We start from the raw sequence: 24,972 nt of genomic DNA, 5'->3' as shown, positions 1-24,972 counted from the left end.
GAAATGGAACAACGGGGTCAACAACTGGCCAGGCCCCATCGGTAGTATGGAAGCATGGATAGGCGAGGAAATGCATTACCGGCAGCAACATAGTCGTTTTGTTTCTTCAGTTCCTTTTTCCAATAGTTCAGGCCGATTTCCAGACCGTGTCCACCGCCCGGGCAAGATCATCACGGAACTCTTCTACGGTGTCATACATTACATCCGTACCGGTGGCGAAAAAGAGCAGGATATCGTTGAGTGGTTCAGGGATATAGGAATAGATTTTCTTGAGGTTGAAGATCCGGTCCTGGGCGATCAGGGCCAGGTCTCCCTGTTCAAGGGTATCGAATATCCTCTGCCCAAATTGTGGGTTCTCCAACACCGCAGAAGGCCTGAAATTCTGTTGGCCAAGCAGAAAAAGTAACACATTGCCCAGGCCAAACAGATCCATGGCATACGGGCGTTCGGGCAGGTAAAAATCGTAGTCAAAATCGATCCAGATGAAGTGCCCGTCCTGACGGTCCACGAAGATATGGTCGCGGCGGATATCCCCGTGCTTGAGGCCATGCCTATGCAGCAGGACGATACCTTCAACCGAGACCAGGAACCGCTCGAGCACACCGGACAGATGATTTTCAAAGTAATCGCGGTGATCGCTGCCCAACTGGTAGACCACCTTGTCCAGCCGCCTGCCATTGACGATCTCCAGAATTCGCACCAGGTTGCCCACCTCGTCCAGGGCCGCGTAGCCCTGCATAAACGAGGGATTGCGCCTGGTCAGTTCAATAACCTGGGCCTCCTTTTCCGGGCTGCGATAGCAGGTGACCTCCAGGCCGCCCAGCCTGATGGTATACCTCTCATGGAATACCAGCTTGACAATGTGCCGCTCGCCACTCTCAAGATCATATACCTTCGGTACCCACTGTTTAGGCTGTTCATCCACTCCGAAACGCCCTTCCCTGGTATAGCCGACGATCAGAAAATACCGGTCATCGACATGGATGACGTCGCCATAGTCGATATTGACAAAATCACTGGTATCAGCAAAAAGCCTTGGTTTTCTGCGCTGGGAACGAACCGCTACATGATTTTGCAGGCGCTCGAGAATATGGTGGGGGAAACCGCTCCAGTCGGCCATGGCTTCACCCAACTATCCAGGAGGTGAATTTTTTGCTGTGCCTTGCCAGGGCATTGGAGATGGAGCCAAACAGGAACTCCTCGGCCTTTGAAACCCCGCGCTTGCCGGCAACCACTGTGCCATAGTCGCCTTCATCCTGTATCTTGAGGACAACTTCACTGATGGTGCATTCCTCAGCCATGTGCACTTCGAAATCCAAAGACGATTTATCCACACCGGCAGCGACGAGTATCTCCTCGGCCTCCGCAAACATCTCACGGGCCCGGTTGGTACGCATCTCCAGATATCGATCAAGACGACCGCCCTCCGTATAATAATCCGGTGGTGGTTGGGGGTAGACATTGAGCACGCAGATTTCCACACCTTCAACAAGAGGGGCTATGTGGCTCAGGTAGATTACGGCTCGCCTGGAATTTTCACTGCCATCCACAGCCAGCAAGAACTTCTTCCAGTTTCCCATTCAATCCCCTCCTTGATCTTTACAAATAATTTTCAAGCTCATCTTGTCCTTCGGCATTCAGTAAAGAATTGCTATTTTTTCTCAGGTCGAGGCGTAGGTAGAAAATTAAGCGGAGGCATATGAGTAATATGTTGAGCATTATTTCTTTGCCCTACAACGAAGAGATGAAGAAAAATAGCTCTCTGCTAGAATTGCTCCATCCCAGGCCTCCACTTTTCGAGCAATTTCACCAGCTCCACCATGGTCTCATGGGTAGGCACCGTTATGCCACGCCTGGCTGCGAAGCGGCATATGGCACCATTCTGGGCATCAATCTCCGTTGGCCGGTCATTTAAAATATCCTGGAGCATTGATGAGAGATTGTTGGCACTCTTCTGGCACGCCTCAAAAAGCAGTTCATTAAGATCGTCGTACACAAGATCAATATCGTATGCCTCAGCAACCGCCCTCCCTTCGTCAACAAGGCGTTTCATCAGGGTGATCGACTCCATCTTGCTGGTAAGGCAGCCGTTTGGAACCTTGAGCAACGAAGAAAGAGGATTAATCGCCGAAAATACGATGACTTTACACCACAATCTGCCAACGATCCGCTGAGAGATTTTGGTCTCGATACCACACTGTTCAAAAACATTGGCGATTTTCTGAACCCGTTCGGTGACCTTGCCGTTCAATTCACCCAGATACGTTTTTCCCTCCCTGCCGTAACGCACTTTGGCCCCCCCGAGAGCAGTGCCGGATTTAAAGGTGAAACCAGCCAGAATATGCTCTTTGGGCACAACTTTTTCCATCAATTCGATATTGCCGAGTCCGGTCTGAATGCTGAGCAAAGGGCAGTTCGCATCGATAAGATGTGCCACTGACCTGGTGGCACATCTGGTATCAAACGACTTCACCATCAACATGACCAGATCGCACTCCTTTATAAGCATACCGTCCGTTACAGCACTTACCGGCACGGGTGTAACCTCATCAGGATCGTCCGTGGCACTCGCCACCACACCTATGCCCTGATCCCGCATAGCGCCGATTACCTGTTCATCGGTATCCAGGAGCGTCACTTCATTCTCCCCCCGCGCCAGATATGAACCAAAAAGTCTTCCAATTGCTCCACCACCAACAATCACTATTCTCATTGTTACTCCCTGAACTCTTTCCTATTCGGTAAATTCAGCGTAATTTATCCATGAATTTGACCCAGCAAATCCAGTTGGACTCCTGATTAAATTTTATAATCGGGAAGAGATGAAATCAAATCCAGTATGGAAACAGGCACAGAACCATGTCCATTGAGCTGAATATACCGCACATCGATTTTTGCAAAAAAAGAGCACAGGAACTGCAGATTGAAATTTTTTCTCTTGCCGGCCTGTTCAACCGCAGAGACAGGCTGGAGCACCCATTGGAAAAACCGCACAGGGTGAATTTTTACCAGATCCTGCTGATAACCAAGGGCCATGGCCAACACCACATCGATTTTCAACCATACCCGTATCAACCGGGTACACTGCTCATGGTCTCCAAGAATCAGGTTCACGCTTTTACAGTTCAACCTGAAGTGGACGGCCTGGTACTTCTCTTCACCGATACCTTCCTCGAAAAAAATATGACCCATGATGATGTCGTGACACTGAACCGGCTGATGAACTACCATCTCCGCTCCCCACTTATAGAACCTGCCGCCACAGAACGGGAAGAAATAGCCAGCCTCATTGACCAGATGGTACGGGAATACCGCAACCCGGACCATTTCGCCAAAGAAGAAATTCTCAGGCTCCAACTGAAGCAGCTGCTGCTGAAGATCGAGCGCATTCAACACCGTGTTTCAACCCCACCCCAAAACCTGGAGTGGTTTACAACCTTTGAACTGTTCAGAACCCTTCTGGAGCAACACTTTTCCAGCACCAGGAATGTTGTCGACTATGCAGAAATGCTGGGCAAATCGACAAAACATCTTGGCAGAATATGCAAGGCCATGACAAACAGTACCGCAAAAGAATTTATCGACAGTTATACGGTCCTTGAAATTAAGAGGCACCTGGCCACCTCCTCTGAACCAATACAGGAACTCACCTACCAATGCGGTTTTGATGAAGCGACAAATTTTGTGAAGTTCTTCAAAAAACACACAGGGCAATCCCCGGCCCGATTCCGGAAAAATTTCACAAAATAAACATCTGTCTCATATTTACCATTTTCCTACCCGCATCAACCTTTGCCGACTGACCTTTTACCATTATTCTCCAGCCCTGATAGCTCATGAGCATTTTGCCGAAATAAAGAAATATCTCATGAAACCTGAGCAGTAAACACGATACAGTAATCCATAATTCCAGCTTGAGGTTGTTACTATGAACATTCAGGGAATCTACCAACTCTTTGATCAAATCGGATCTCTTACATTCGCGACCGTCGAAAATGGTGAACCTCGTACCCGTATTGCCCATCTCTTCGCCCATGACAGTGAAGGCTTGTATTTCAGGACCATGACGGTCAAACCCTTTTACTCCCAGCTGGTTGAATCGGGTAAAGTGGCGATCTGCGGTATCTACCCGGTATCAGCTATTAGTCACGATGAACATGGTATGCCCTATTTTCAGCCGGGCTACACCATCAGTGTTTCAGGTAGTGTCAAGGAAATCAGCCTGGAGCAGCTCAAAGAAAAAGCTGCTGCAAACAGCATGTTTGAGCTTGGGGTCAAAGATATAGAGAAATATCCGGCAATGACCACCTTCTGCCTCTACCGTGCCGCTGGTGAGATTTATGATTTTGACTTTGCCATGGAAAAACGGGATCACAAACTTAAACGCACCCGCTTTACCTTCGGGGCTATGGAATACCCATTCAGGGGAGTACGCATCTCCGACGGATGCATCAACTGTGGGGAATGTTTTGAGAGGTGCTCGTTTAAGGCCATTTCGGAATCTGCCGGACAGTACCTCATCGACCCGACCCGCTGTGATGTGTGTGGAGATTGTTACACAGTCTGCCCGGCCAATGCCATTGAGGTTTTTAATAAAGACTAAAAACACCCTTTATTAAACAAATTCAGTGACTACTATGTCACCATGCTAGTCGTGATCAGATGCTGTACCACTCATTAGCGTGCAAACAGCTACCGAAGGTCTGGGGAATAGTCCAATCCCCAGACATGGCTGGCGAAATTGACGATGGTAATTCGTATCTATTTCATGTAGGATTCTGATAATTGAGAAAAAAATTCATTCCTACATAGTCTTCCCGCTCCTGAATTCATTGAATGTTCATGCAGAATCTTTCTAAATCGTCGCTCTATTTTAAGCAGATGCGGAGCATATTGCGCTCACCGCTCATTGACGTGATGCAGTTTCTGCTGCTGGTGTGGGGACTGTATTGGCTTGCCGCCATAAGCATAGACAATATCAGCTATAACTGGCAGTGGTACCAGATCCCCAAGTTCATCTACACATGGGACGAAAATGGTTTCTCCGCAGGGCCACTGCTCCAAGGGTTGCAAATTACCCTGAAAATTTCTGCTATTAGTCTGATTTTCTCTCTTGTCATAGGTCTGGTAACGGCCATCTTTCGACTTTCCTCCTCTCCTGTTGCCAGCACACTTGCCCGAATATACCTGGAAACCAGTCGCAATACCCCGCTGCTGATCCAGATATTTTTTATATATTTCGTACTTGGCCCTGTCCTTGGGCTTGAAAGAGTTCCCGCGGCAATCCTTGCCTTGAGCCTTTTTGAGGGAGCGTATGCCTCTGAGATTTTCCGTTCAGGCATTCTTTCGGTCTCAAAAGGCCAGTATGAGGCAGCCTACAGCCTTGGTCACAATAATTTCCAGACCTATCGTCATATCATTTTGCCCCAGGCTGTGCGAACCATGCTGCCGCCACTCACCAGTCAGACTATTTCGCTTATTAAAGATTCCGCCCTGGTCAGTACCATTGCCATTTACGACCTGACCATGCAGGCCCAGGCCCTTATCGCCGAAACATACCTGACTTTTGAGATCTGGTTCACCGTTGCCGCCATGTATCTGGTAATCACCGTGATTCTTTCAGTGGTGGTCACTGTCATGGAGCTGCGAATGAAGCTCTCATGATTTGATGTGTACGAGCTATTTCATAAAAAAACTGATGTTAAACCAATACATCCTAGAACCTTATTCTGGAGGAAATCAGATGAAGAGAACCACATTATCCGCTCTGGTACTCAGCCTGGCATTGCTGCTGTCCGTAAGTGGAACAGCTTTTGCTGCGTCCATCCAGCAGCAGTTAGCTCAAGACAGCACAATTGAGCAGGTCATGAAACGCGGCACTCTGCGTGTTGGCATGGACATCTTTCAGCCCTGGGCAATGAAAGATAAAAATGGCGAGTTGATCGGTTTTGAAATCGATGTAGCCAAGCGTTTAGCTGAGGATATGGGCGTGAAAGTGGAGTTCGTTCCCACCGCCTGGTCCGGAATCATCCCTGCGCTTTTGACCGGCAAGTTTGATGTTATCATCGGCGGCATGGGCATCACCCCGAAGCGTGCCCTGAAGGTGAACTTCTCCATACCATACGATTATTCCGGCATGTCCATTGTTGCCCACAAGGAGCTGGCAGCAGGTTTCAACTCACTTGAGCAGTTCAACAGAAAGGATGTACAGATTGCTGTAAAACTTGGCACCACCGCTGCCGCTGCCGCCAAGAAATACCTGCCCAACGCCCAGCTCAGAATGTTTGATAACGAGCCCCAGGCATACCAGGAGCTGAGAAACGGTAAAGTTCATGCGGTTGTTGGCTCTGCACCTAAACCAGCCTATGAAGCGGTTGACTATGCGGACAGCCTGTTTCTGCCTCTTGCCGAAAACTTCACCAAAGAGCCCATCGGTTTTGCCATGCGAAAAGGCGACCCGGACACCCTCAACTATTTCAATAGCTGGATCACCGGTGTGAAAATGGAAGGTTGGCTTGAGGAGAAGCATCAGTATTGGTTTGGGACCAAAGATTGGTTAAGCCAGGTAGAATAGTTGCCAATTTCTTATGAACATTATGGCGATCACTATTTGATACAGGGTTAAGAATGCATAAGGCCTCAATGTACATGCAGCGGATCTCCATAATGTTCACCGAAGGTGCCCTGAAAGAAATGGTCTTGGGGTACAGTCCATGCAGCGCCATCTTCTTCAGTGTTTTGACTGCTCACATGGCAAACTCTAGTTTACAGTCAAAACTTCGAACCTGACGCTGCCTGAACTGAAAAGAAATTCGCACCTTCTGCCCAATTCCGCAGATCATTTTCACAAGCAACATAAGCCACCAATACCAATCAACAACCGACACCACCAACGGTTCAGCTGGAAAGACATTCCCCATGCAGCACGAAACACGAAAACTTACCCTGCTCGACTGGATAGCCATACTCATGGTTGTTGGTTTCGCCGGCTTTCTCGGCTACCGGTTGTTTTACGGGCTCAACTATAACTGGAACTGGTCGATCATCCCGACCTATATGTTCCGACTAGATCAGGAGACAGGCCGCTGGGGAGCCAATGTCCTGCTGGAAGGGCTTTTTACCACCATCAGGCTCAGCATCTGGGGAATGCTGCTGGCAACCGTGATGGGTGTGGCCATGGGGCTGATGCGTATTGCGAAAAGGTTGGTGTTTCGCCTTATCGGTACAAGCTATGTTGAGCTGATAAGGAATACCCCGCCTCTGGTCCTGGTCTTTATCTTCTATTATTTCGTCAGCGATCAGCTTTTACCACTCTTCGGCATCGAGGATTTTTACCGTACCGCAGGCCCGGAGCTACAGGATAAACTCGCCTTTTTTACTGCTACTCCACAACTGATCACCCCGTTTCTCTCCGGAGTACTTACCATCGGGCTCTTCCAGGGAGCCTATATCACCGAAATCGTGCGGGCAGGAATCCAATCCATCGATACCGGCCAATGGGAGGCATCCAGCTCACAGGGACTCTCAAAATATCAGCAGATGCGCCATATCATCATGCCCCAGGCAACCCGCATTATGCTGCCACCACTGGCAAATGAATTTATCAACACCATCAAGTACTCGTCCATCGTCTCCATCATCTCGATACAGGAACTCACCTTTCAGGGCATGCAGGTAATGGCCTCCACCCAGGCTACCATCGAGGTGTGGCTGACCATCACAGCCATGTATCTGCTGGTATGCCTGAGCTTATCTCTTTTGGTGGGCAGGCTGGAGAAGAAAATGGAAACAGCCTATAAATAGTGCGCAGCGCACGATATACACCGAGCCTTTACCAAGCGACCTTAGAGGCTGTCCCGGTTAAAAATCCGGACAAGGTACAGAGACAAAAGGAATAAGATTGGACCAGACAATTATGGTGGATGATACACCTGAAAAATTGAATAGTTCCCCTACCGGATTTCTATAGAGCATGAAGATTTTGCCAATTTCCGCACGTCATAATATCTGGGAGTACACCTTCCATTTACTCCATTGTAGCGTTGCCCGGTAAACGAATCTCCGACGGATAATTGGCTGGCAGCGATACAGTTACCTGATAGATATATCTCGTCAATCTGTTCGAATCGATCATTATAGTACCGTATCTCCACCTACTGACCATACGATGACGATGTGTCGGAAACCGATTTAATATCAATAGTGCCGTTGCTTGGCAAATACTGGCGTGGGCCGCCAGCTATCGAAGCCGCGCAGCCTGACAGTACACGTATGGAAACAGCCAGGAGGGAAACCTCATGGCTCGAATTGTCGCAACCGGGCAGTATAGAGGAAATCAGATGAACGTAATGCAAGAATTGGAGAAACTCTCCGACACTCAATACAAGAAGTTCAATACCAAAATTATTCCCACCCGACAAACAACCATCGGGGTACGTGTTCCCGCGTTACGAAAACTTGCCAAAAAGATCGCCAAAGGAGAGGCACTGACGTTTATCGAATCTGATAAGAATAATGTCTATGAACTGATATTGCTCGAAGGCATGACACTCTCCTATCTCGATAAAACGTTCTCAGAGCTTTTGCCCTTAACTGAGAGATTCCTCGATAAAGTTGACAACTGGGCACAGGTCGACTCAACCATCTGCGACTATAAAAATATCGCTCATGAAAAAGAGGTGGTTCTTGATATTGTCAGGCTCTGGCTGCAATCAGAGAAAGAGTTTTTTGTTCGCGCGGCACTTGTGATTCTTCTAGCCCATTATATGCAAAAGGAGAATCTCGAAACAATCTTCACCCTCTCCCAGGCCGTGACTCATCAGGGATATTATGTACATATGGCCAATGCGTGGCTTATTTCGGTATGCATGGCAAAATTCCCGGAAGATACGATACGATTCTTTAAAGACAACCGCCTTGATAATACAACCCACAACAAGGCTATACAAAAATCCCGCGAGAGTTTTCGGGTCTCAAAAGAACATAAGGAAGTTATTAACAGACTTAAAAGATAACTGGCTGCCCTGCGCTGCGAACAACAACAAAGATCAACGATAACAGGATATTATTAATCATCCCGTCCTATATGTTTCGGCTAGACCAGGAGACAGGCAAGAGGAACGAGGGTAGTGTTCAGAATTCTGTATCATCTTTCAATATGGTACGTTTCTACCTCAACAGTGAGGCGGGAGGTGAAAGCCGGCGTCGATCTGGCTATCTACAAAGACCAGCCTTCCCACCTCCCACCTCCCAACTCTCATCTCCCTCCACTCACCTCACACTACCCACCTTTTCAATTAAAAATTTCGTCAGTTACAACCATCATTCCAACAACATCCTCCCTTCTCCTCTAACATTGCTGATTTTTTCATGAAATCTCCCGGCTGAAAGATTATTGTAATTGCTGGACCGAAGTCGCAATAATATCAACAAATCACAGTTTGCACGGATCGATCATGGCCAATGGCTGTACAACAGGTTCTCCTTTTGCGCTCAAAAATATCAAGCTGTTCCTGGCTTTTCGGATTCTTTTCAATGCACGGTTCTATTACCCTGTTTTCACAATTCTTTTTCTTGACTACGGTCTGACAATTGAGCAATTCGCTCTGTTAAACACGGTCTGGGCCATAACCATCGTCGCCGCAGAAGTCCCTTCCGGCGCACTGGCTGATATTCTCGGCAGGAAAAAGCTCATTGTGACGACCTCGTTCCTGATGATCTTCGAACTTGGTGTGATCGCTTTCGTGCCGCTGCACAATATCACTTTGGTTTTTTACGCCTTCATGTTCAATCGCGTAATCAGCGGCTTAGCCGAAGCCATGGCCAGCGGTGCCGATGAGGCCCTGGCCTATGACACTCTCGCCAACAACAATATGCGCGATTGCTGGCCCAAAGTGCTGAGTCTTCAGATGCGCTTAAAAGCGCTGGTCGGGCTGCTTACTGCCACCACGGGCGCCCTGGTTTATGACCCGGCTGTAATCAACAGATTGCTCAGCTTGGTCGGTTCCACCGCCACCGTCACCCAGCAGGATTCCATGCGCTACCCGGTCTTTCTGACCCTGGTGCTGGCTTTTATGGCGACTGCTGTTTCCCTGATGTTCCACGACCCAGCCGAAAACTACCAGAAACATAACAGCCATGGCAGTTTCTCAAAAAACATGACCGAAGCCCTGAAGATTACGGGAAAGGCATGCGTCTGGATATTAAAGACTCCTTTCGCTACCGCGGTTATTCTCTGCGGTATGTTCTACGATCATGTGCTGAGACTGCTGATAACCATGACCAGTCAATACTTCCGGCTCATCCAGTTGCCCGAGGCAAGCTTCGGTCTGATCCTGGCGACCATGTCTTTACTTGGCCTGGTAGTCCCGAAAATCTGCGAGAAAATGGTCGAACGTTTCACCCCCACGCAAAACGTATTCTTCCTTTTTGGCTTCTCCATCGTCGGGCTCTTTCTGTTGTCGCTTTTCGTGCCTTATTTCGGTGTATTGCCGGTGGCTTTTGTCTCGATCGGACTGATGATGGTCAGTTTCTTTACCAGCCACTACCTGAACCGCGTCACCAGCTCTGACCAAAGAGCCACGGTACTCAGCTTCAAGGGGTTGGTGTTTAATCTGGGTTATGGCCTGATTGGTGTTTTCTTTGCCGTGTTGATGCAGCAGACACGGGCGCGCACCGGCGCTCATCACCCGGAATGGTCTGAGGAGATGGTTGAGGCCCAGAGCTTTATCTCCGCCGTGGGCTGGACACCGTGGTACACTCTCGCGCTCTTTGTCCTGCTGATATTCTTTTTGAGGCATAGCCTGAAAAACGTCTCCAACCATAAACGTCGCGGCTGAAAATCAGAAGAAATCTCAACCGATCACGCTAGGACTCTGCAACAAGATATGCTACAGTGTCGAGTTGTAGTAATTGTTCAGAGCCATACTCTCCAGGTGGTCTGCCCCTGAGAAAATCCCTGGCCTGAAGTTCTCACAAGAAAGAAGGTCCAACTGTTAATTCGTTGCCCTAAGGAGGGGTCGCCTCAATGCTCAAACGTTTTTCAATCTCCCTTGAAGACAATCTTCTCGAAATCTTTGATGAGCATATCAAGGCACGGAGTTACAGCAACCGCTCGGAGGCGATCAGGGATCTCATTCGCAAAGCCTTCGTGAAAACCGAGTGGGAGGAAGACAGACAGATAATGGGCGTCATCAGTCTGGTCTACGACCACCACCAGCATAAACTGCAGGAAAAGGTGACAGAGGTCCAACACGACTACCACCATCATATCGTCTCCACCACCCACGTGCACATGGATCACCACAACTGCCTGGAAGTTATTATCGTCAAGGGCAAGGCCAAAGAGGTACAGGATCTGGCCGACAGACTGATCTCCCTGCGCGGCGTACGTGACGGTAATCTGGCGATGAGCAGCACGGGGAAAGCACTGCATTGAAAACGTGAAGGGGCAGGTGTAAGGATTGAGGCGTATGACTTTTATGCTCTCAACCTTTTTAACAGGCTGCACAGTCTCTTTGGCATCAGTATACCTTGAGCTTCAATCAAGGAACCTCATGGGCCTAACCACTCATGCCCGCCCTTACCATCACGGCATTATTCCAAGCTTTCAGGCCGGTCCTGAGAGCCCTTGAATACTCTGGCAGGTCACCCTGTATGTAACCTGCCACAGGCTGATGTCATTCGTCTCCTATCCAGCGCAACTGATACAGGTCTGTTCGCCTGCTCAAGGCATTGCGGACACTGCCCTTGAATCGCAGTTCTTTAATAAGATCCAGATCGAGATCGGTAATGAGGGTGGTCTCGATACCCGGGGTGGCTTCCGAGGCAATGGCATCGTGGGGAAAGGAGAAATCCGACGGCGTGAAGATGGCCGACTGTGAATATTGTATGCCCATGGTCTCAACTTTCGGGATGTTGCCGACACTGCCGGAGATGGCAACAAAACATTCATTTTCAATAGCCCGGGCCTGGGCACAGCACCGCACTCGGAGATAACCGGTCTTGGTATCGGTCCAGAAAGGCACAAACAGCATTTTCATGCCATTGGCTGCCTGCAGCCGCGCCAGTTCAGGAAATTCCACATCGTAGCAAATTAATATACCTATCTTGCCGACATCGGTATCAAATACTTTGAGATCATGCCCGCCGGTGAATCCCCAGCTGCGGTCTTCATCCGGGGTGATATGCAGTTTCGACTGGTAATCCCAGGTACCATCGCGTCGGCAGAGATAACTGACGTTGTAGAGCTTGCCGTCGTCACGAATCTGCGGCACGCTGCCGGTGATGATATTAATATTGTAGCTCAGCGCCATCTCGGTCATGGCCTGCCGGAAGTCCTCCGTGTATCCGGCCAGCATCCGCATGGCCTCCATGGAATTGTTACCTTCATAGGTATGAATGAGCGGGGCGTTAAAGAGTTCTGGAAAGAGGACGATGTCCGACTTATAGTCGCTGACCGTATCAACAAAAAACTCAACCTGCTGCATGAAGTCGTCGAAGGAATCGAAGCGCCGCATCTGCCACTGCACCACGCCGATTCGGGCAATGGATTGGGTCCTGCCTATCAGTTTGGTCTTCTTTTGGTAGTAGATATTGATCCATTCGAGCAACACCGCATTACCCTTTGAGTGATGATCTTCCGGCCAATAATCGTCAAGCAGGTTTCTGACATGAAAGCCGTTGGACAGCTGGAAGGTAAGTACAGGATCGTAGATCTCCTGATTTTTGACCTTGATAATGTACTGCTGGGGTGTCATCTGCTCGGAGTATTTATGATAGCCCGGGATGCGGCCACCGATGAGGATTCCCTTGAGGTTCAGGTTCTCCGCCAGCTCCTTGCGGGCATCATAGAGCCGACGACCGAGTCGCAACCCCTGAAACTCTGGGTCAACGATAACTTCAATACCGTACAGGTAGTCTCCTTCCACATCATGGGTGGTATAGGTTCCATCGGCTGTAATCTGTTCGTAGGAATGATTGTCGCCGAAAACACTGAAGTCGATGATCAGGGAAAAAGCTACGGCCACAGGCGTACCATGATCTTCGATACACACCTGCCCCTCCGGGAACGTTTCGATCAACCTGGTAAATGTTTTTAGCGACCATGGCGGTGAAACACCCTTGTATACACGCCCGCTTATATCCCGAACTGCCTCATAGTCATCCAATTGCAGATGCCTGAGTTTCAATTTGTGCTCAATATCATGTGACATCGTTACAGCCTCCTCCCATCCAATCCGGGGAACATTGAAACATATGTGCGTATTCTCTAAACTCCGAAATCTTCGCGATTCATTCCATTTTCACTGCTGCTCTTGCATCTCCATACATGCAAAACCAGAATTAGGTAAAGTAAAATCTGCGTGGCTGGATTTTTTTATACCGAGAGCATACTATTAGTCCGAATTTGACAGGGGATAGGTCGGACGAACTGCGCGTTGGACGAACTTCACGTTCGACAAACTCGTTGGACGTAGGAGATGGGACGTTGGAGGTTTTAAAGCTTTAAAAGGCTGTTTAAAGGAAGCCTGTTGTAAGGTGAAAGCTGCCTATGTAATCACTGACCTCTTTTCATACCCCGGTTCGCCCTTGTTCTGATTCACCCCCTCTCCCTGGACATTCAAGGAATATCCTCATTTTTTGTTCTCCCCCCCTGCACGTTCTCTTCATCTTCCCTTCATTTACATCAACTACCCTAAGCCGGAAACCAGTTGCCCACTTAGTGGTAAATACCAAAATCAAATTTAAAGAGTGAAGATTGTATGCACACTTTTTCCATTATTATCCCAACACTGAACGAAGCCGGAAATATTGAGCCGCTGTTGCATCGCCTTGAAAAGCTGATGCAACAACAGGGCATGACACCGGAAATACTTTTCGTCGATGACGGCTCCAAAGACCATACCCGGCAAATAATTGAGGGGTACAGAGGAATTCTTGATGTTCGTCTCATCTGCCGTGATACGGAGCGGGGCCTGACCGGGGCAGTGGTACGAGGCGCCGAAGCCGCCAGCAACGACCTGATCGTGGTGATGGACGCAGACCTCAGTCACCCCCCGGAAGTTATCCCGGAGCTGATCGCACCCATCATGGCTGATGAGTGTGAGATGTGTATCGGCAGCCGCTATACCGCCGGTGGCGCAACGCCAGGATGGCCGCAGTACCGGCAAGCCGCCTCACAACTGGCATCCCTACCGGCCAGGATTTTAACAGGGGTCAGGGACCCGTTAGCCGGTTTTTTCGCAGTTCACAAAAGGTATATCACCGCGGTTACCAATGATCTTTCCGGGTTCAAGATCGGCCTGGAAATACTAGCCGGCAGCAAACAGCCTCCCAGGGTTCAGGAAGTTCCCATAGTATTTCAAGACCGCTTCAGTGGCAGCTCCAAGATGAACTATTCAATACTCGGTCAATACCTGTCGCAACTGTCACGCCTTACTGCAGGCAGAATAGAGCCCCGGAAAACTTTGCCGCTCCTGCTCCTGGTGCTCTCTTTGGGACTCTGTGATCTCTTTCTGTCCGGTTTTATGTCCCGACACGGGTATCAGCAGACGACCGCCAGCTTTATCAGCCTGTTCATCACCGCCCATTGCTGCTATTTCATTCTTCCCGTTACGGCCGATTCCGGAGTTTACAAAGCCCAAAACACCAACGGTCCCAACTACCTGACCTTTTTGTCGGTACTGTTGCTGGGATTGTTTCTTCGCGACGGAGTCCTGGCCCTACCGCTGTTCCAGGCTGAGACCACGGCCATGGTAACACAATATCTCTGCACACTATGCTGCCTCACAGCAGCGGTTATCCTGAGCAGAACCAGCTTGCAACCACTCCGGAACCGCCCTGCCTACTGGCGCTGGTTTGGCGGCAGCCTGATCCTCTACACTGTGATAATTCGTCTGGTATATCTCGGTGACATCGAACTCCTGCAGGAAGAGGCCTACTACTGGAATTATGCGCAACATATGGCACCGGGCTACCTCGATCATCCACCAATGGTCGCCCTGTTGATCCGGGGAGGGACATTGCTGTTCGGCAACAGCGAACTGGGAGTGAGGTTCCTCACCTTCCTGTGCTGGTTCGTCACCGCCTTTTTCACCTTTCGGCTCAGCACCAGAATGTTTGAAGAAGAGACTGCGTTCAGAGCTGTGCTGCTGGTCGCCGTGTTGCCGATTTTCTTTTGCACCGGCCTGCTCAGCACTCCGGACGCACCCTTGATCGCCTGCTGGGCCGGCGCCTTGTATTATCTCTATCTCGCCCTTGTCCAGAACCGCGAAAAAGCCTGGTATGGCGCTGGAATCTTTCTTGGCCTCGGCCTGGCCTCCAAATACACCATCGCCCTTCTTGCTCCGGCCATCATTCTCTTCATGCTGGCTGACTCCTCGGCCAGAAGGTATTTTCTCCGCCCTCAACCATACCTCGCCGCCCTTCTCGCCCTCAGCATTTTTTCACCGGTCATCTGGTGGAATTCCCAGCACGAATGGGCTTCTTTTCTTTTCCAAAGCCAGGAACGTCTTCAGGCATCGTCAGAATTTTCCACTCATGAACTGCTGGCGAGTATTTTGTTACTGATCACCCCCACAGGATTTCTGGCGGTGCTCTCCGCCTGGGGTGATTGGTTTTCCAAAGGTCAAACGAGCATCCACCTTAACAACAAATTCAACAGACAACGTCTTTTTGGATTGACAATGCTTCTGGTTCCATTATCAATCTTCATTCTGGTAAGCATTACCAAGGAAGTAAAAGTGAACTGGACCGGCCCCCTGTGGCTGTCGGTAATCCCTTTTATGGCCTCGGCCATGTTCAGTCGCAACACCAAGTTCAACAGAGCTGTTGCTGGAATGTGGCCAAAAACTCTTATCATAATGGTGCTGTGCTATGGTGGACTGCTCCATTACAGCGCAATCGGCATTCCTGGTGTTCCCTTCCGCAATGTGGCCTTTCTCTTTGGCTGGGATGACCTTGCCCGGCAGGTCGATGAACAGGTACTGAAAGTATCTGAACAACAGGGACACAAACCGTTGGTGGTCGGCATGGATCACTACCAGATTGCCAGCGGGCTGGCCTTCTATCGAAGCAAGCCCCTTCCGGAGGCCGATGTCGCTGAATCTGTCGCTGAAACAACAGGACGCCAGATATTTGGCAGTGGCGCATTGATGTATAACTATTGGCATCCGCCGACCATGGCCGACAACAAGGACATCCTGGCAGTTGCCCATAAAAAGGATATGCTGGCGGAAAACAGGTTCACCAACAAATGTGAAAAAGTAGGCGCTATCCAGGAACTGGTCGTGGAAAAACAGGGTAAACCCGCGGGGCATTATTATTATCGCCTGCTATCCGGGTACAACTGGGATTCAACAGAAAGCCATTCGCAACTCACCCGTGTGGAAACAAACTCATTGGCCATTCAGAAAGATCTGACCATGGTAAATGAGATAGGAAACAACCTGTTATGAACATCCTGATTATAGACGACGAACCGGATCTCCTCGAACGGCTGGCCAGCGTCCTGAACAAAGAACATTACAAGGTGACGACCGCTTCAGACGGGGCTAAAGGACTGGATAAGGTTTGGGATGACAACTATGACCTGATCCTCCTTGATATCATGCTGCCACATATCGATGGTCTGCAAATCCTCAGGGAGGTTCGGGCTGCCGGCATTGCCACCCCCATCCTGATGCTGACAGCCAAGGGTGACATCGATGATAAAGTTCACGGCCTGAATCTTGGCGCCGATGATTATCTGGCCAAACCCTTTTCACTCGCTGAACTGCTTGCACGGGTCAGGGCGTTGCTCAGGCGCGGCAGTGCCTCGAGCTCAACCATCGAGGCCGGCCATGTGCAGTTGAATACAGTCAGCCGGGAAGTGCAGATAAACGGTAGTCCGGTCAGTCTCACTTCCAAGGAATTTGCCATACTCGAATTCCTGCTCCACAACAAAAACAGAGCCGTCTCACGTTTTACACTTGCAGAACATGTCTGGGGCGACGATTTCGACTCTTTCAGCATGTCCAACTTCATTGATGTACACATAAAAAATCTCAGAAAGAAGCTTACAGCAGACAATATGCCGCAGCTCATTGTCACAGTGCGCGGTTTCGGTTATCGACTGGAAGGGTAGCGTACATGAAGGTCAGGACTAAGTTTACAGCGCTTATATCGCTGGCGTCGTTTATTTGTGTGATGTTTTTCTCAAGCCACTTTTATCGCGAAATACGAGAAGAAATTTATGAAATGCTCGATTACGAGCTGGCAGACATTGCAGAACTTCTTTTTTCAAAATTGCACTACGATGAGAATGGCACACTCTTTCTGCAATCGGAGGGGGATCTGGAACTTCTTAATCATGGCTACTGGCTGAAAATAGACAGTGATATCAGTGGCACACTTTTTCGCAGTAAATTCGCCAAACTTACCGAGCTTCCTCCTGCCGATACTGATAAGGCATATTTTGTTACCCGAACAGTCCCCATTGAACATTTTCAAATTCCCCTTGATGAGGCAGATGATATTTCCGGAGATCAAATAAATTTTCGTGTCCGGATGTTCCGTCATGAAATCGGCAAGGAAACAATCACCGTTCATATCGCCAAACCGGTACTGCTCTGGGATGCCGAGTTAGGTGAGATACTGTACGGCCTGATCGGTTCATTGCTGCTGACAGTATTGCTTATTATTGCCACAGCGTATTTTGTGGCTGGCAGACTGCTGCACCCGATCTCGATCATCAATCGCAGGATTACGCGGATCAGGGAAAGCTCACTCGATGAGCGCATCCCGCTGGGCAAAAGCAGAGACGAGCTCTATGAACTTTCAGCCTCACTCAATTCAATGTTTGATCGGCTGGAACATTCCTTCAACCGGCAAAAAGACTTTGTGGGAAATGCAGCCCACGAAATGAAAAGCCCGCTGACCATTCTCATGCTTGGCCACGAAGAAATGCTGGCGGGAGACCTCGAAAAAGACGCCAGGGCCAACCTTGAAAAACAGCTCTATTGCATGCAGCGACTCAACAAACTGATTCGTGATCTGCTCAATATTGCCAGGCTGGAACAACGGGATACAGTGCATCGGGAACATGTTGATATACCGCAACTGATCACAGCAATTCTCGAAGATTACCGAGAGGTGATACGTGAAAAAAATATAACCGTAACCACCTCGCTCCCTCAGCTTACAGTCAAGGTTGATCAGGAGAAATTCTTACGTCTTTTCATCAACCTGATCGACAATGCAATAAAGTACAATCATGACAGGAATGGCACCTTACAGATCCTCGGCAAGAAAAGTAAGGGCTCTTTGGTCATATCCTTAAGCAACAGTGGTCCTGTCATACCACCAGCCGACATCCCGAATATATTCAAACAGTTTTACCGTGTGGAAAAATCCCGTTCCCAGGCCTATGGAGGCAGTGGTCTCGGCCTGACCATCGCCCAGCGAATCATGGAAATGCACAGCGGTACCATTACGGTTACAAGCGACCAGAAGCAGACAACCTTTACCATAACATTTCCGGATGGCGGTTGAGCACCAGGCCTGACCTACTGACACAACTTTGAACAGCCACCAGTTAATGAATAAACGATAAGGAAATGTTCGGAATTTTACTATGAAAGTACACCGTCAACACCAGCCCATTTACCTCTCAACCCAAAAGCTCCGTCTCTCATTCAGCAGTTACCTGAAAAGTGATTTCATAAAGTTTGCTGCAGTCGGCGTGATCGGCACACTTCTCAATCTGGTCATTATGGCTGCAATGGTCGAAGTTTTCACCGTGAGCCACCTGTATGCTTCGGCAATCGCCACTGAAATCAGCATTATTCACAATTTCTTACTGAACAATTACTGGACCTTCGGCGCACGAAACCACAACGGATCATTGCTCAGGAGATTCGTCCATTTCAATACCCTCTCGCTGGGAACGCTGGTGGTGAACGTCTACGTCTCACTTTTTTTCGCGGATGCCGGCACCCATTATCTGCTTGCCCAGAGCAGCGGAATACTCTCCGCTTTTGCCATAAATTATCTGGTAAATAATTACCTTATCTTCAGCAATGAAGAAGGAGGGGCAAAACAGGAAAGAGCGGGTAAAACGAGGCTCGACATTCCTGCTTGAGATTGGATGATATCCGTGTTCATCATCCTGAGCTGCCTATGCCGCGCAGGAAGATGAACACAGAGTAAATCGACAGGTTTTCTTTCTAGCTCCTTACTCCCCTGAAACCCTTCAGAAACCGCAGAAAAGAAGTTACAGCAACTTCGCCCCCAGTGGCACCTCCCCATCCGGAGTACAGAGCAGCACGTTGCCGTTTGCATCATAAAAGCCGGTGGTCAAACACTCGGACATGAACGGACCGATCTGCTTTTTCGGGAAATTCACCACCCCCACCACCAGCCTGCCAACCAGTTCGTCGGCGGCGTAATGTTCGGTAATCTGGGCGCTCGATTTCCTGATGCCGATCTCCTCGCCAAAATCTATCTGCAGTTTATAGGCTGGTTTTCTCGCCTCGGCAAACACCTCCGCCTCGATAATCCTGCCAACCCTCAACTCCACTTTTTCAAAATCGCTCCAGCTGATCTGTTCCATAATGAGTATCCTTTCCGTTTCTCCAATTCTATTGTTCAGATGTTCAAGAATGAAATATGAACTTTAATACCTTCCAGATTCTGATCATTAACCAGGTCATAATATCGACGCCAACCTAACCCTCGGTCGGTGTCGTTCCAATTTCCTAACACAACCCTAATGAATTTCAGTTAGTGGCTACCCCAGGCAACAAGCTAAAGAATGAATATTCACATTAACGACTTATGCTCCAATATTATTTTCATTAACCAAGAGTTTACAAAATACAGATAAACCTTGTCTTGAACAAAATTGACCACCCACTTCAAAAATCTAATTTCAGCCCATTCAGGGAACTCCAATTTTAGTAACTGTAATAAACCAAAAACCGGCAATCCCAACGGAATCAATGAATGAGCAATATCCAACTATGAGTTTTGCCTTTTGTTTACCCAGCGACCACAAATGAATTCGTGTTAGAAATAATTATTCATGCTATTTCAGCATATTATGCAAAGATAAAGCTAGTTCTAAATTTTATCATCCTGAATGCACTAAAAATACGGCAAAAATCAAAACAGCGCCTCCTGTAGCTGTAGTATGTTGCAGGATATACTTTCCGTCCTATATGAACATAATCAGCTAACATGTAAGCCTAAATTAACGGAATGCATTTGCTTGGTTAAAGAGAAAGATGGGACTGAAGGTTCGCATCTTAAGTAATCGATAGGCATACATGGAAAGCTTTATGAAATCGGGAACACCTCATCGAGAGAACGTGGGCCGGCACCGAAATACTGCTGGTTCTTGGAAATATATTGCAACCATTTTTCCTCTCTATTGGTCAATCATAGTTGCAACGTGCACTTTAGGAGAGAATTGATGATCAGGATTATTATCATTCCATTTTACACCAATAGAAATAAACAGGTTTCATTGTGATGAAAACGTGGTCTGCCCCGAATGGCGCTAGTTTAAGCCTTTTTTTCATATCTGCTCCGATGCTGTATTTCGACCATTTCACTTCTAGGTTTGTTGAGTAACTGATAAGGTTTTGGTCTTCGCTTAAGACACCGCGGATCGCTTCGTCCAGGCCTGTCGAAAACTTTGCAACGAGCCACGACAAAGGATAAATCTGAGAGCATGTTTTGTCTTTCATTTGTGCTCAACCTAGAGGACCCCAACCGTGGTTCCCAACTTCTAATAGCCTGTAGACTTCCTTTGAAACTGATAGACCGGATATCAATGTCTACCAGCTGTGTCGCTTGTAACATTATGCGCCGGATGCAGTTGTACGCTATGAAGTACATTAAAATTTCTTTCTTTATCATTTCAGGCGATTGGCACCGGAGGATATCAAATCCCATCGTTGTCTTGATATCACGAAAGAAAAGTTCGACATCCCAACGCTTAAGGTATAACGCTGCAATTTCGTCTTTCAGGTACTGATCTTGATCGATTAGCGTGGTAACAATATGAAATTCTTTTGTTCTAAACCCTGATTGAGTCACCTTTACTTTGATTTGTCTCATAACGAGTTTGTCGGGAAGGTCCTCCCAGGTTTTCCGCGAATACGACACCATTTCCCTGTATACTGGTTTTTTCCATTCAATCAGTAGATCATCAGGAGCGAATTCTTTAATGCAGTTTTTCCTACCGACTGGTTTTCTACGAGCAAGTGTTATCACACTATCAACACAGCGTTTTTTCAGCTCGGCTAAATCGAAGTAACTACAAAAACCTTTATCACCAAGAAAGATATCACCAGCCTCAAAGGTGGACCACTGCTTACGGAACAATGGAAGTTCGTTACTCTTTTTATTACCGATGGCATAGCTGAGCATTGTTCCGGTTTGCAATGAAAAGTATGCGCATATTCGTGCTGAGGGGAAGCCGCATCCTGGTTTCTGGTTCGATGACTGTGGCCAAAGCTCTTGATTTTCTGCTGTATCCGCCATTGTAACACCTGTCCCATCAACAACAATTACCTGGCGATCATTTAATGAATGAGATGCACGTCGTGCTCCGGACCATTTAGCAGTATGTTGAAACACCTCAACAAGCAGATTTTCATCTAATTTCTTACGTGCACAGCAATATGAAGCGGTAGATGATGATGGAAGCCGAAGGCCGTGGTTAGATGCATATGATTGCAACTTTTTTACAGCTTCTCTACATCCACCGTCTGCATCAAGGACTTGGCCTAAGAAGGACCAAAAAGTGTTTTCCTTGGTAAACAAACGTCGTCTGCTCATCTTTCCCGAAGGATCCTGTTTGAGCAATTTCGTGGGAATGAATTGCCCAAAAATCTCTCCTATCTGTTTAAAAGAGTTCTGTCTGAGGGAAGTGATTTTTCGAGCAAATTTTTGTTGTTGGCTATGAGGTTTTCTACCTCGTTTGGGAAGGTGAAAACCGGGCAACATTGGCATGATTTGGTGTTGGTTTCGCATAGCAAATTATACCAATTTTTGCCAATATATTCAGTTGCTTTTCACCTATAAAACACGCTTAAACTAGCGCCATTCTGGTCTGCCCCCAATAAATATACAGGCCCAGGGGGTTGATGTGGATGTTATTGCACAAAAGGTGGCACAACTGTTGGCTATGGATGTGCATGAGGTCTGGCAACCTGGGAAGTATAAAAGGTTGGTAACAGCCCGCAGCTTGCTCTGTTTTTGGGCGGTACGAGAATTGGGAGAGAGCATGGCTTCAATTGGGCGACGACTGGGAATTTCTACTGTTGCAGTAAGTAAGTCTGTTGCCAGAGGTGAAGGAATAGCAAAAATTAATGGGTACTTATTGACTTTAAGTTAATAAGTTAAGGGCGTCCCCGCCTCCTCACAATGCGAGCGATTAAATAGGGTCAGAACGACCCTATTTAATCGAAAGATAACAGATTGCTAACCTTCTATATCGCCACCACGACTCGTAGCCGGGTATCAACATAATTATCCACGAAAGATCTCTCTAAGATGATCGAATCTGTTGCCTCTGACCGGCGATTTTGAATTTAGAGTAAATCATCGACAATAACTGTGTCGATGTAATGGATTACACCGTTTCGAGCTTTAATATTTGCCTTAATGATCGTCGTTTCGTAATTTATCTGTACACCAGTAGCGCCAATACCCACTGCAAATACAGACTCATCTGCAACCACAACGCTCCCATTTTCCAGTAGAGCATTTTCAGATGCAGTCCGTAGATTCGCTCTTCTGGGCAGCGAGACATGCTTGAGCAGGATTGCAGCTACTGTACCTGCATCCACACCTGGAGGCAGCAAGCCGGGCAATGCCGCTACGATTTCTTCTATGGTCAGGCCATTCAGGGTTCCCGGTTCCAGGCCAAGCAGCTTCTCGAAGGCTGCGTTACCAGGCGCGAAAAGAACCACATCTTCACGTTTATTTCCGAGAATCTCGGCCAGGCTGAACTCCAGGACTTCCGCTTCGTCAACAACAAGTACGGCGGCCACCACGGCTTGAGCTCCGTCGGTTTGAACTAGTTTATCGAGAATAGTTGCAAATCTTTGATTTCCGTTGGCCATAGCAGTACTTACAGTCATCAAGAAAGCAAGAGCCAGTGCCACTAGGTATATGGAGCGTTTTATTATTAGAAATTTCATTGTATTTTTCTCCATTGGTGGTGATAAGCAATCGATTTTGAATAAAAAAGGCAAAAAGATACAAAACAGGTATTAAAATCGCCTTTCAAAAGTCATGAGCCACAGACACACGCCGAAGGTACCGTACAAGCATATCTGTTACTTGATTGTCAAAAGCATAAATAATTTCGGCATAAACTGCCAGTTAGCCTGTCATAAAGCCGCCAAACAATTCGTTCCAAACTTCCTTATGTACCAACAAGAAAACTTCTTTTCATTTAACCTGTCACCCTCCTGTCCACCTATATTTAACGAAAAAAACCTACCACTTTTACTAAAGCAGTTCGGCCAATTATATAGCCTCGAATTTTTCGGCCCCTTTCTTCCCGCAGGTTTGGCTTTATCGCGTGTCAAAGATAATAAAAATTATTATCTAAAATAATCACAAAACCTAAACGAAAGTCAATACGGCAACGTATTGATGCCATTATTACACGAGGTAAAAAATATGAATACACTCTCTCGAATTAAGTCAAAATATTAAATATTTACAATTCCTTGTACTTCGAAAGCAATAGGTTAAATTTTTTTAAAATCAATACATATTCGATTGAAACAAAACAGATTATTTAAAAAGAGCGAAATAGGTTCTAATTTTTTTGCCATCGTCCCTGCGGGAGTTTCGAATTGTCGCCATGTCGATAAAAACACAACTATTCTGGCCTGCCCCTTATATTTATGCTTCGAGAACTTGATCTTCGGTCAATTAAACTGAACCCACCACAGTAATTTAGTTAGTTCTGAAACACCGGCAATAGCTATAAAAAAAAGTGAGATAAAACCTATCATGGAAAGTTGGTATTTTCCTCAAAAGTCCCTTTTTGCCTATGAAAAGGACACTCTAAGCTTCAAAAGAAGCCTATTTTCTCGAAATAAAGCCTGAATTTGTAATTTATTGGCGTGGTCCGACCCCGAATTGGCGAATTGAGATCTACATTTTATCCGGGGTGGTTGACGAAGCTTGTCTCTGGTGAAACCGTTATGGGTGGTTTCTCTTGGTGATTGGGGACGCTCTTAACTTCTTAACTTGACGAACTTTGTTATGACGGATAGCATGTCGTTATGCCTAGACAATCTCGTATAGACTTTCCTGATGCGTTGCATCATATCATTGTTCGAGGAATCGAGCGTCGACCGATCTTTTGAGACAACAAAGATCGCTATAATTTTATCGATCGCTTGGGTAAAATCTTGCTTGAGAGTAATACAAGATGCTTTACCTGGGCGTTAATCCCCAACCACTTCCACCTACTCCTCTGTACAGGGAGTTCTTCGATTTCCTCAATAATGAGTCGGTTGCTTACCGGGCATGCCATTTATTTCAACCGCCGGCATCGTCGCCACGGTCATTTGTTTCAGAATCGATACAAATCCATCCTTTGCCAGGAAGACACCTATTTGCTGGAACTTGTCCGTTATATCCATTTGAATCCTTTACGATCAAAGCTTGTTAAGGATATGGATCAGTTAGCCCAATATCCTTTTCCGGACATGCGATTATAATGGGAAGTTACGAGCAGCCCTGGCAGGATAACCAAACAGTATTGGCCTATTTCGGCAAACATCTCAAAAAGACCAGAATAGCCCACCGAACCTTTGCAGCCAAAGTAGCTGATCAAGGGCGGTGAGATAAACTTATCGGTGGTTGGCTGATTCGCAGCTCCGTAGGTTGGCCACAGTAAAGAGTATGCGCAAAGCAGAGTAGCATGCTCAAAGCGATGAACGCATCTTAGGTGACAAT

Annotated in this window: 21 protein-coding genes; 14 read left to right on the top strand and 7 right to left on the bottom strand. The window is 47.6% G+C overall.

The annotated features are described in order from the left end of the window. Positions 1-127: 127 nt before the first annotated feature. The 3 genes from FCL45_RS06970 to FCL45_RS06960 all read right to left on the bottom strand — a co-directional run bounded on the left by FCL45_RS06970 (position 128) and on the right by FCL45_RS06960 (position 2,713). Complete coding sequence (locus FCL45_RS06970) at positions 128-1,120, bottom strand: protein kinase family protein (protein ID WP_136798967.1); 993 nt, start codon at positions 1,118-1,120, stop codon at positions 128-130. A gap of 4 nt (positions 1,121-1,124) precedes the next feature. Next, positions 1,125-1,580 carry a universal stress protein gene (locus tag FCL45_RS06965; RefSeq protein ID WP_136798966.1) on the bottom strand — a complete coding sequence of 152 codons (456 nt, stop codon included), beginning with the start codon at positions 1,578-1,580 and terminating at the stop codon, positions 1,125-1,127. A gap of 185 nt (positions 1,581-1,765) precedes the next feature. After that, a complete protein-coding gene (locus FCL45_RS06960; protein ID WP_136798965.1) occupies positions 1,766-2,713 on the bottom strand; it encodes a ketopantoate reductase family protein in 948 nt (315 codons plus the stop codon). A 146-nt stretch (positions 2,714-2,859) separates the two neighbouring features. Here FCL45_RS06960 and FCL45_RS06955 point away from each other — a divergent pair, with 146 nt between their 5' ends. The 8 genes from FCL45_RS06955 (at position 2,860) to nikR (ending at position 11,437) form a co-directional block, all read left to right on the top strand. Further along, entirely contained in the window at positions 2,860-3,750 is an 891-nt protein-coding gene (locus tag FCL45_RS06955; RefSeq protein ID WP_136798964.1) for a helix-turn-helix domain-containing protein, read from the top strand. 178 nt (positions 3,751-3,928) lie between these two features. Beyond that, positions 3,929-4,603, top strand: coding sequence for a 4Fe-4S binding protein (locus FCL45_RS06950; protein WP_136798963.1), 675 nt, complete (start codon positions 3,929-3,931; stop codon positions 4,601-4,603). Between the two features lie 239 nt (positions 4,604-4,842). Next, positions 4,843-5,664: an amino acid ABC transporter permease gene (locus FCL45_RS06945; protein ID WP_228721452.1), complete on the top strand. Its 822-nt coding sequence runs from the start codon at positions 4,843-4,845 to the stop codon at positions 5,662-5,664. A gap of 79 nt (positions 5,665-5,743) precedes the next feature. Continuing rightward, on the top strand, positions 5,744-6,574 hold the full coding sequence (locus tag FCL45_RS06940; RefSeq protein WP_136798962.1) for a transporter substrate-binding domain-containing protein: 831 nt from the start codon (positions 5,744-5,746) through the stop codon (positions 6,572-6,574). Positions 6,575-6,918: 344 nt separating this feature from the next. After that, on the top strand, positions 6,919-7,803 hold the full coding sequence (locus FCL45_RS06935) for an amino acid ABC transporter permease (RefSeq protein ID WP_136798961.1): 885 nt from the start codon (positions 6,919-6,921) through the stop codon (positions 7,801-7,803). 536 nt (positions 7,804-8,339) lie between these two features. Then, positions 8,340-9,014: a DNA alkylation repair protein gene (locus FCL45_RS06930; protein ID WP_167495857.1), complete on the top strand. Its 675-nt coding sequence runs from the start codon at positions 8,340-8,342 to the stop codon at positions 9,012-9,014. 441 nt (positions 9,015-9,455) lie between these two features. Beyond that, positions 9,456-10,838, top strand: a complete 1,383-nt coding sequence (locus FCL45_RS06925) for an MFS transporter (protein ID WP_136798959.1) — start codon at positions 9,456-9,458, stop codon at positions 10,836-10,838. A 188-nt stretch (positions 10,839-11,026) separates the two neighbouring features. After that, positions 11,027-11,437 carry a nickel-responsive transcriptional regulator NikR gene (nikR, locus tag FCL45_RS06920; RefSeq protein WP_136798958.1) on the top strand — a complete coding sequence of 137 codons (411 nt, stop codon included), beginning with the start codon at positions 11,027-11,029 and terminating at the stop codon, positions 11,435-11,437. Between the two features lie 241 nt (positions 11,438-11,678). Here the strand turns inward: nikR and FCL45_RS06915 are convergent, their stop codons facing one another. Next, a complete protein-coding gene (locus tag FCL45_RS06915; protein ID WP_136798957.1) occupies positions 11,679-13,214 on the bottom strand; it encodes a bifunctional GNAT family N-acetyltransferase/carbon-nitrogen hydrolase family protein in 1,536 nt (511 codons plus the stop codon). A 549-nt stretch (positions 13,215-13,763) separates the two neighbouring features. On the opposite strand from FCL45_RS06915, the gene FCL45_RS06910 reads away from it, so the two are divergent. The 4 genes from FCL45_RS06910 to FCL45_RS06895 all read left to right on the top strand — a co-directional run bounded on the left by FCL45_RS06910 (position 13,764) and on the right by FCL45_RS06895 (position 19,120). Next, positions 13,764-16,457 carry a glycosyltransferase family 39 protein gene (locus FCL45_RS06910; RefSeq protein ID WP_136798956.1) on the top strand — a complete coding sequence of 898 codons (2,694 nt, stop codon included), beginning with the start codon at positions 13,764-13,766 and terminating at the stop codon, positions 16,455-16,457. After that, the gene (locus FCL45_RS06905; protein WP_136798955.1) at positions 16,454-17,125 is read left to right on the top strand and encodes a response regulator transcription factor; all 672 of its coding nucleotides are present in this window, start codon (positions 16,454-16,456) and stop codon (positions 17,123-17,125) included. The genes FCL45_RS06910 and FCL45_RS06905 overlap by 4 nt, the downstream gene beginning before the upstream one ends. A 5-nt stretch (positions 17,126-17,130) precedes the next feature. Then, the gene (locus tag FCL45_RS06900; RefSeq protein WP_136798954.1) at positions 17,131-18,531 is read left to right on the top strand and encodes a sensor histidine kinase; all 1,401 of its coding nucleotides are present in this window, start codon (positions 17,131-17,133) and stop codon (positions 18,529-18,531) included. A gap of 82 nt (positions 18,532-18,613) precedes the next feature. Continuing rightward, entirely contained in the window at positions 18,614-19,120 is a 507-nt protein-coding gene (locus FCL45_RS06895; protein ID WP_136798953.1) for a GtrA family protein, read from the top strand. Between the two features lie 132 nt (positions 19,121-19,252). On the opposite strand, the gene FCL45_RS06890 is transcribed toward FCL45_RS06895, so the two are convergent. Next, positions 19,253-19,591: a tRNA-binding protein gene (locus tag FCL45_RS06890; protein ID WP_136798952.1), complete on the bottom strand. Its 339-nt coding sequence runs from the start codon at positions 19,589-19,591 to the stop codon at positions 19,253-19,255. Positions 19,592-20,544: 953 nt separating this feature from the next. After that, on the bottom strand, positions 20,545-21,999 hold the full coding sequence (locus tag FCL45_RS06885; RefSeq protein ID WP_217907577.1) for an IS4 family transposase: 1,455 nt from the start codon (positions 21,997-21,999) through the stop codon (positions 20,545-20,547). A 136-nt stretch (positions 22,000-22,135) separates the two neighbouring features. On the opposite strand from FCL45_RS06885, the gene FCL45_RS06880 reads away from it, so the two are divergent. Further along, complete coding sequence (locus tag FCL45_RS06880) at positions 22,136-22,384, top strand: hypothetical protein (RefSeq protein WP_167495851.1); 249 nt, start codon at positions 22,136-22,138, stop codon at positions 22,382-22,384. A 196-nt stretch (positions 22,385-22,580) separates the two neighbouring features. On the opposite strand, the gene FCL45_RS06875 is transcribed toward FCL45_RS06880, so the two are convergent. Then, positions 22,581-23,192: a fasciclin domain-containing protein gene (locus tag FCL45_RS06875; RefSeq protein WP_167495852.1), complete on the bottom strand. Its 612-nt coding sequence runs from the start codon at positions 23,190-23,192 to the stop codon at positions 22,581-22,583. A 1,218-nt stretch (positions 23,193-24,410) separates the two neighbouring features. Between FCL45_RS06875 and FCL45_RS25230 the strand changes: the two genes are divergently transcribed. Beyond that, positions 24,411-24,734, top strand: a complete 324-nt coding sequence (locus tag FCL45_RS25230; RefSeq protein ID WP_228721451.1) for a transposase — start codon at positions 24,411-24,413, stop codon at positions 24,732-24,734. The last annotated feature ends 238 nt before the right edge of the window (positions 24,735-24,972 follow it).

It is taken from the genome of Desulfosediminicola ganghwensis (genome assembly GCF_005116675.2).
Lineage (GTDB): Bacteria > Desulfobacterota > Desulfobulbia > Desulfobulbales > Desulfocapsaceae > Desulfopila > Desulfopila ganghwensis.
This window is presented reverse-complemented; position numbering and strand designations above follow the sequence as displayed.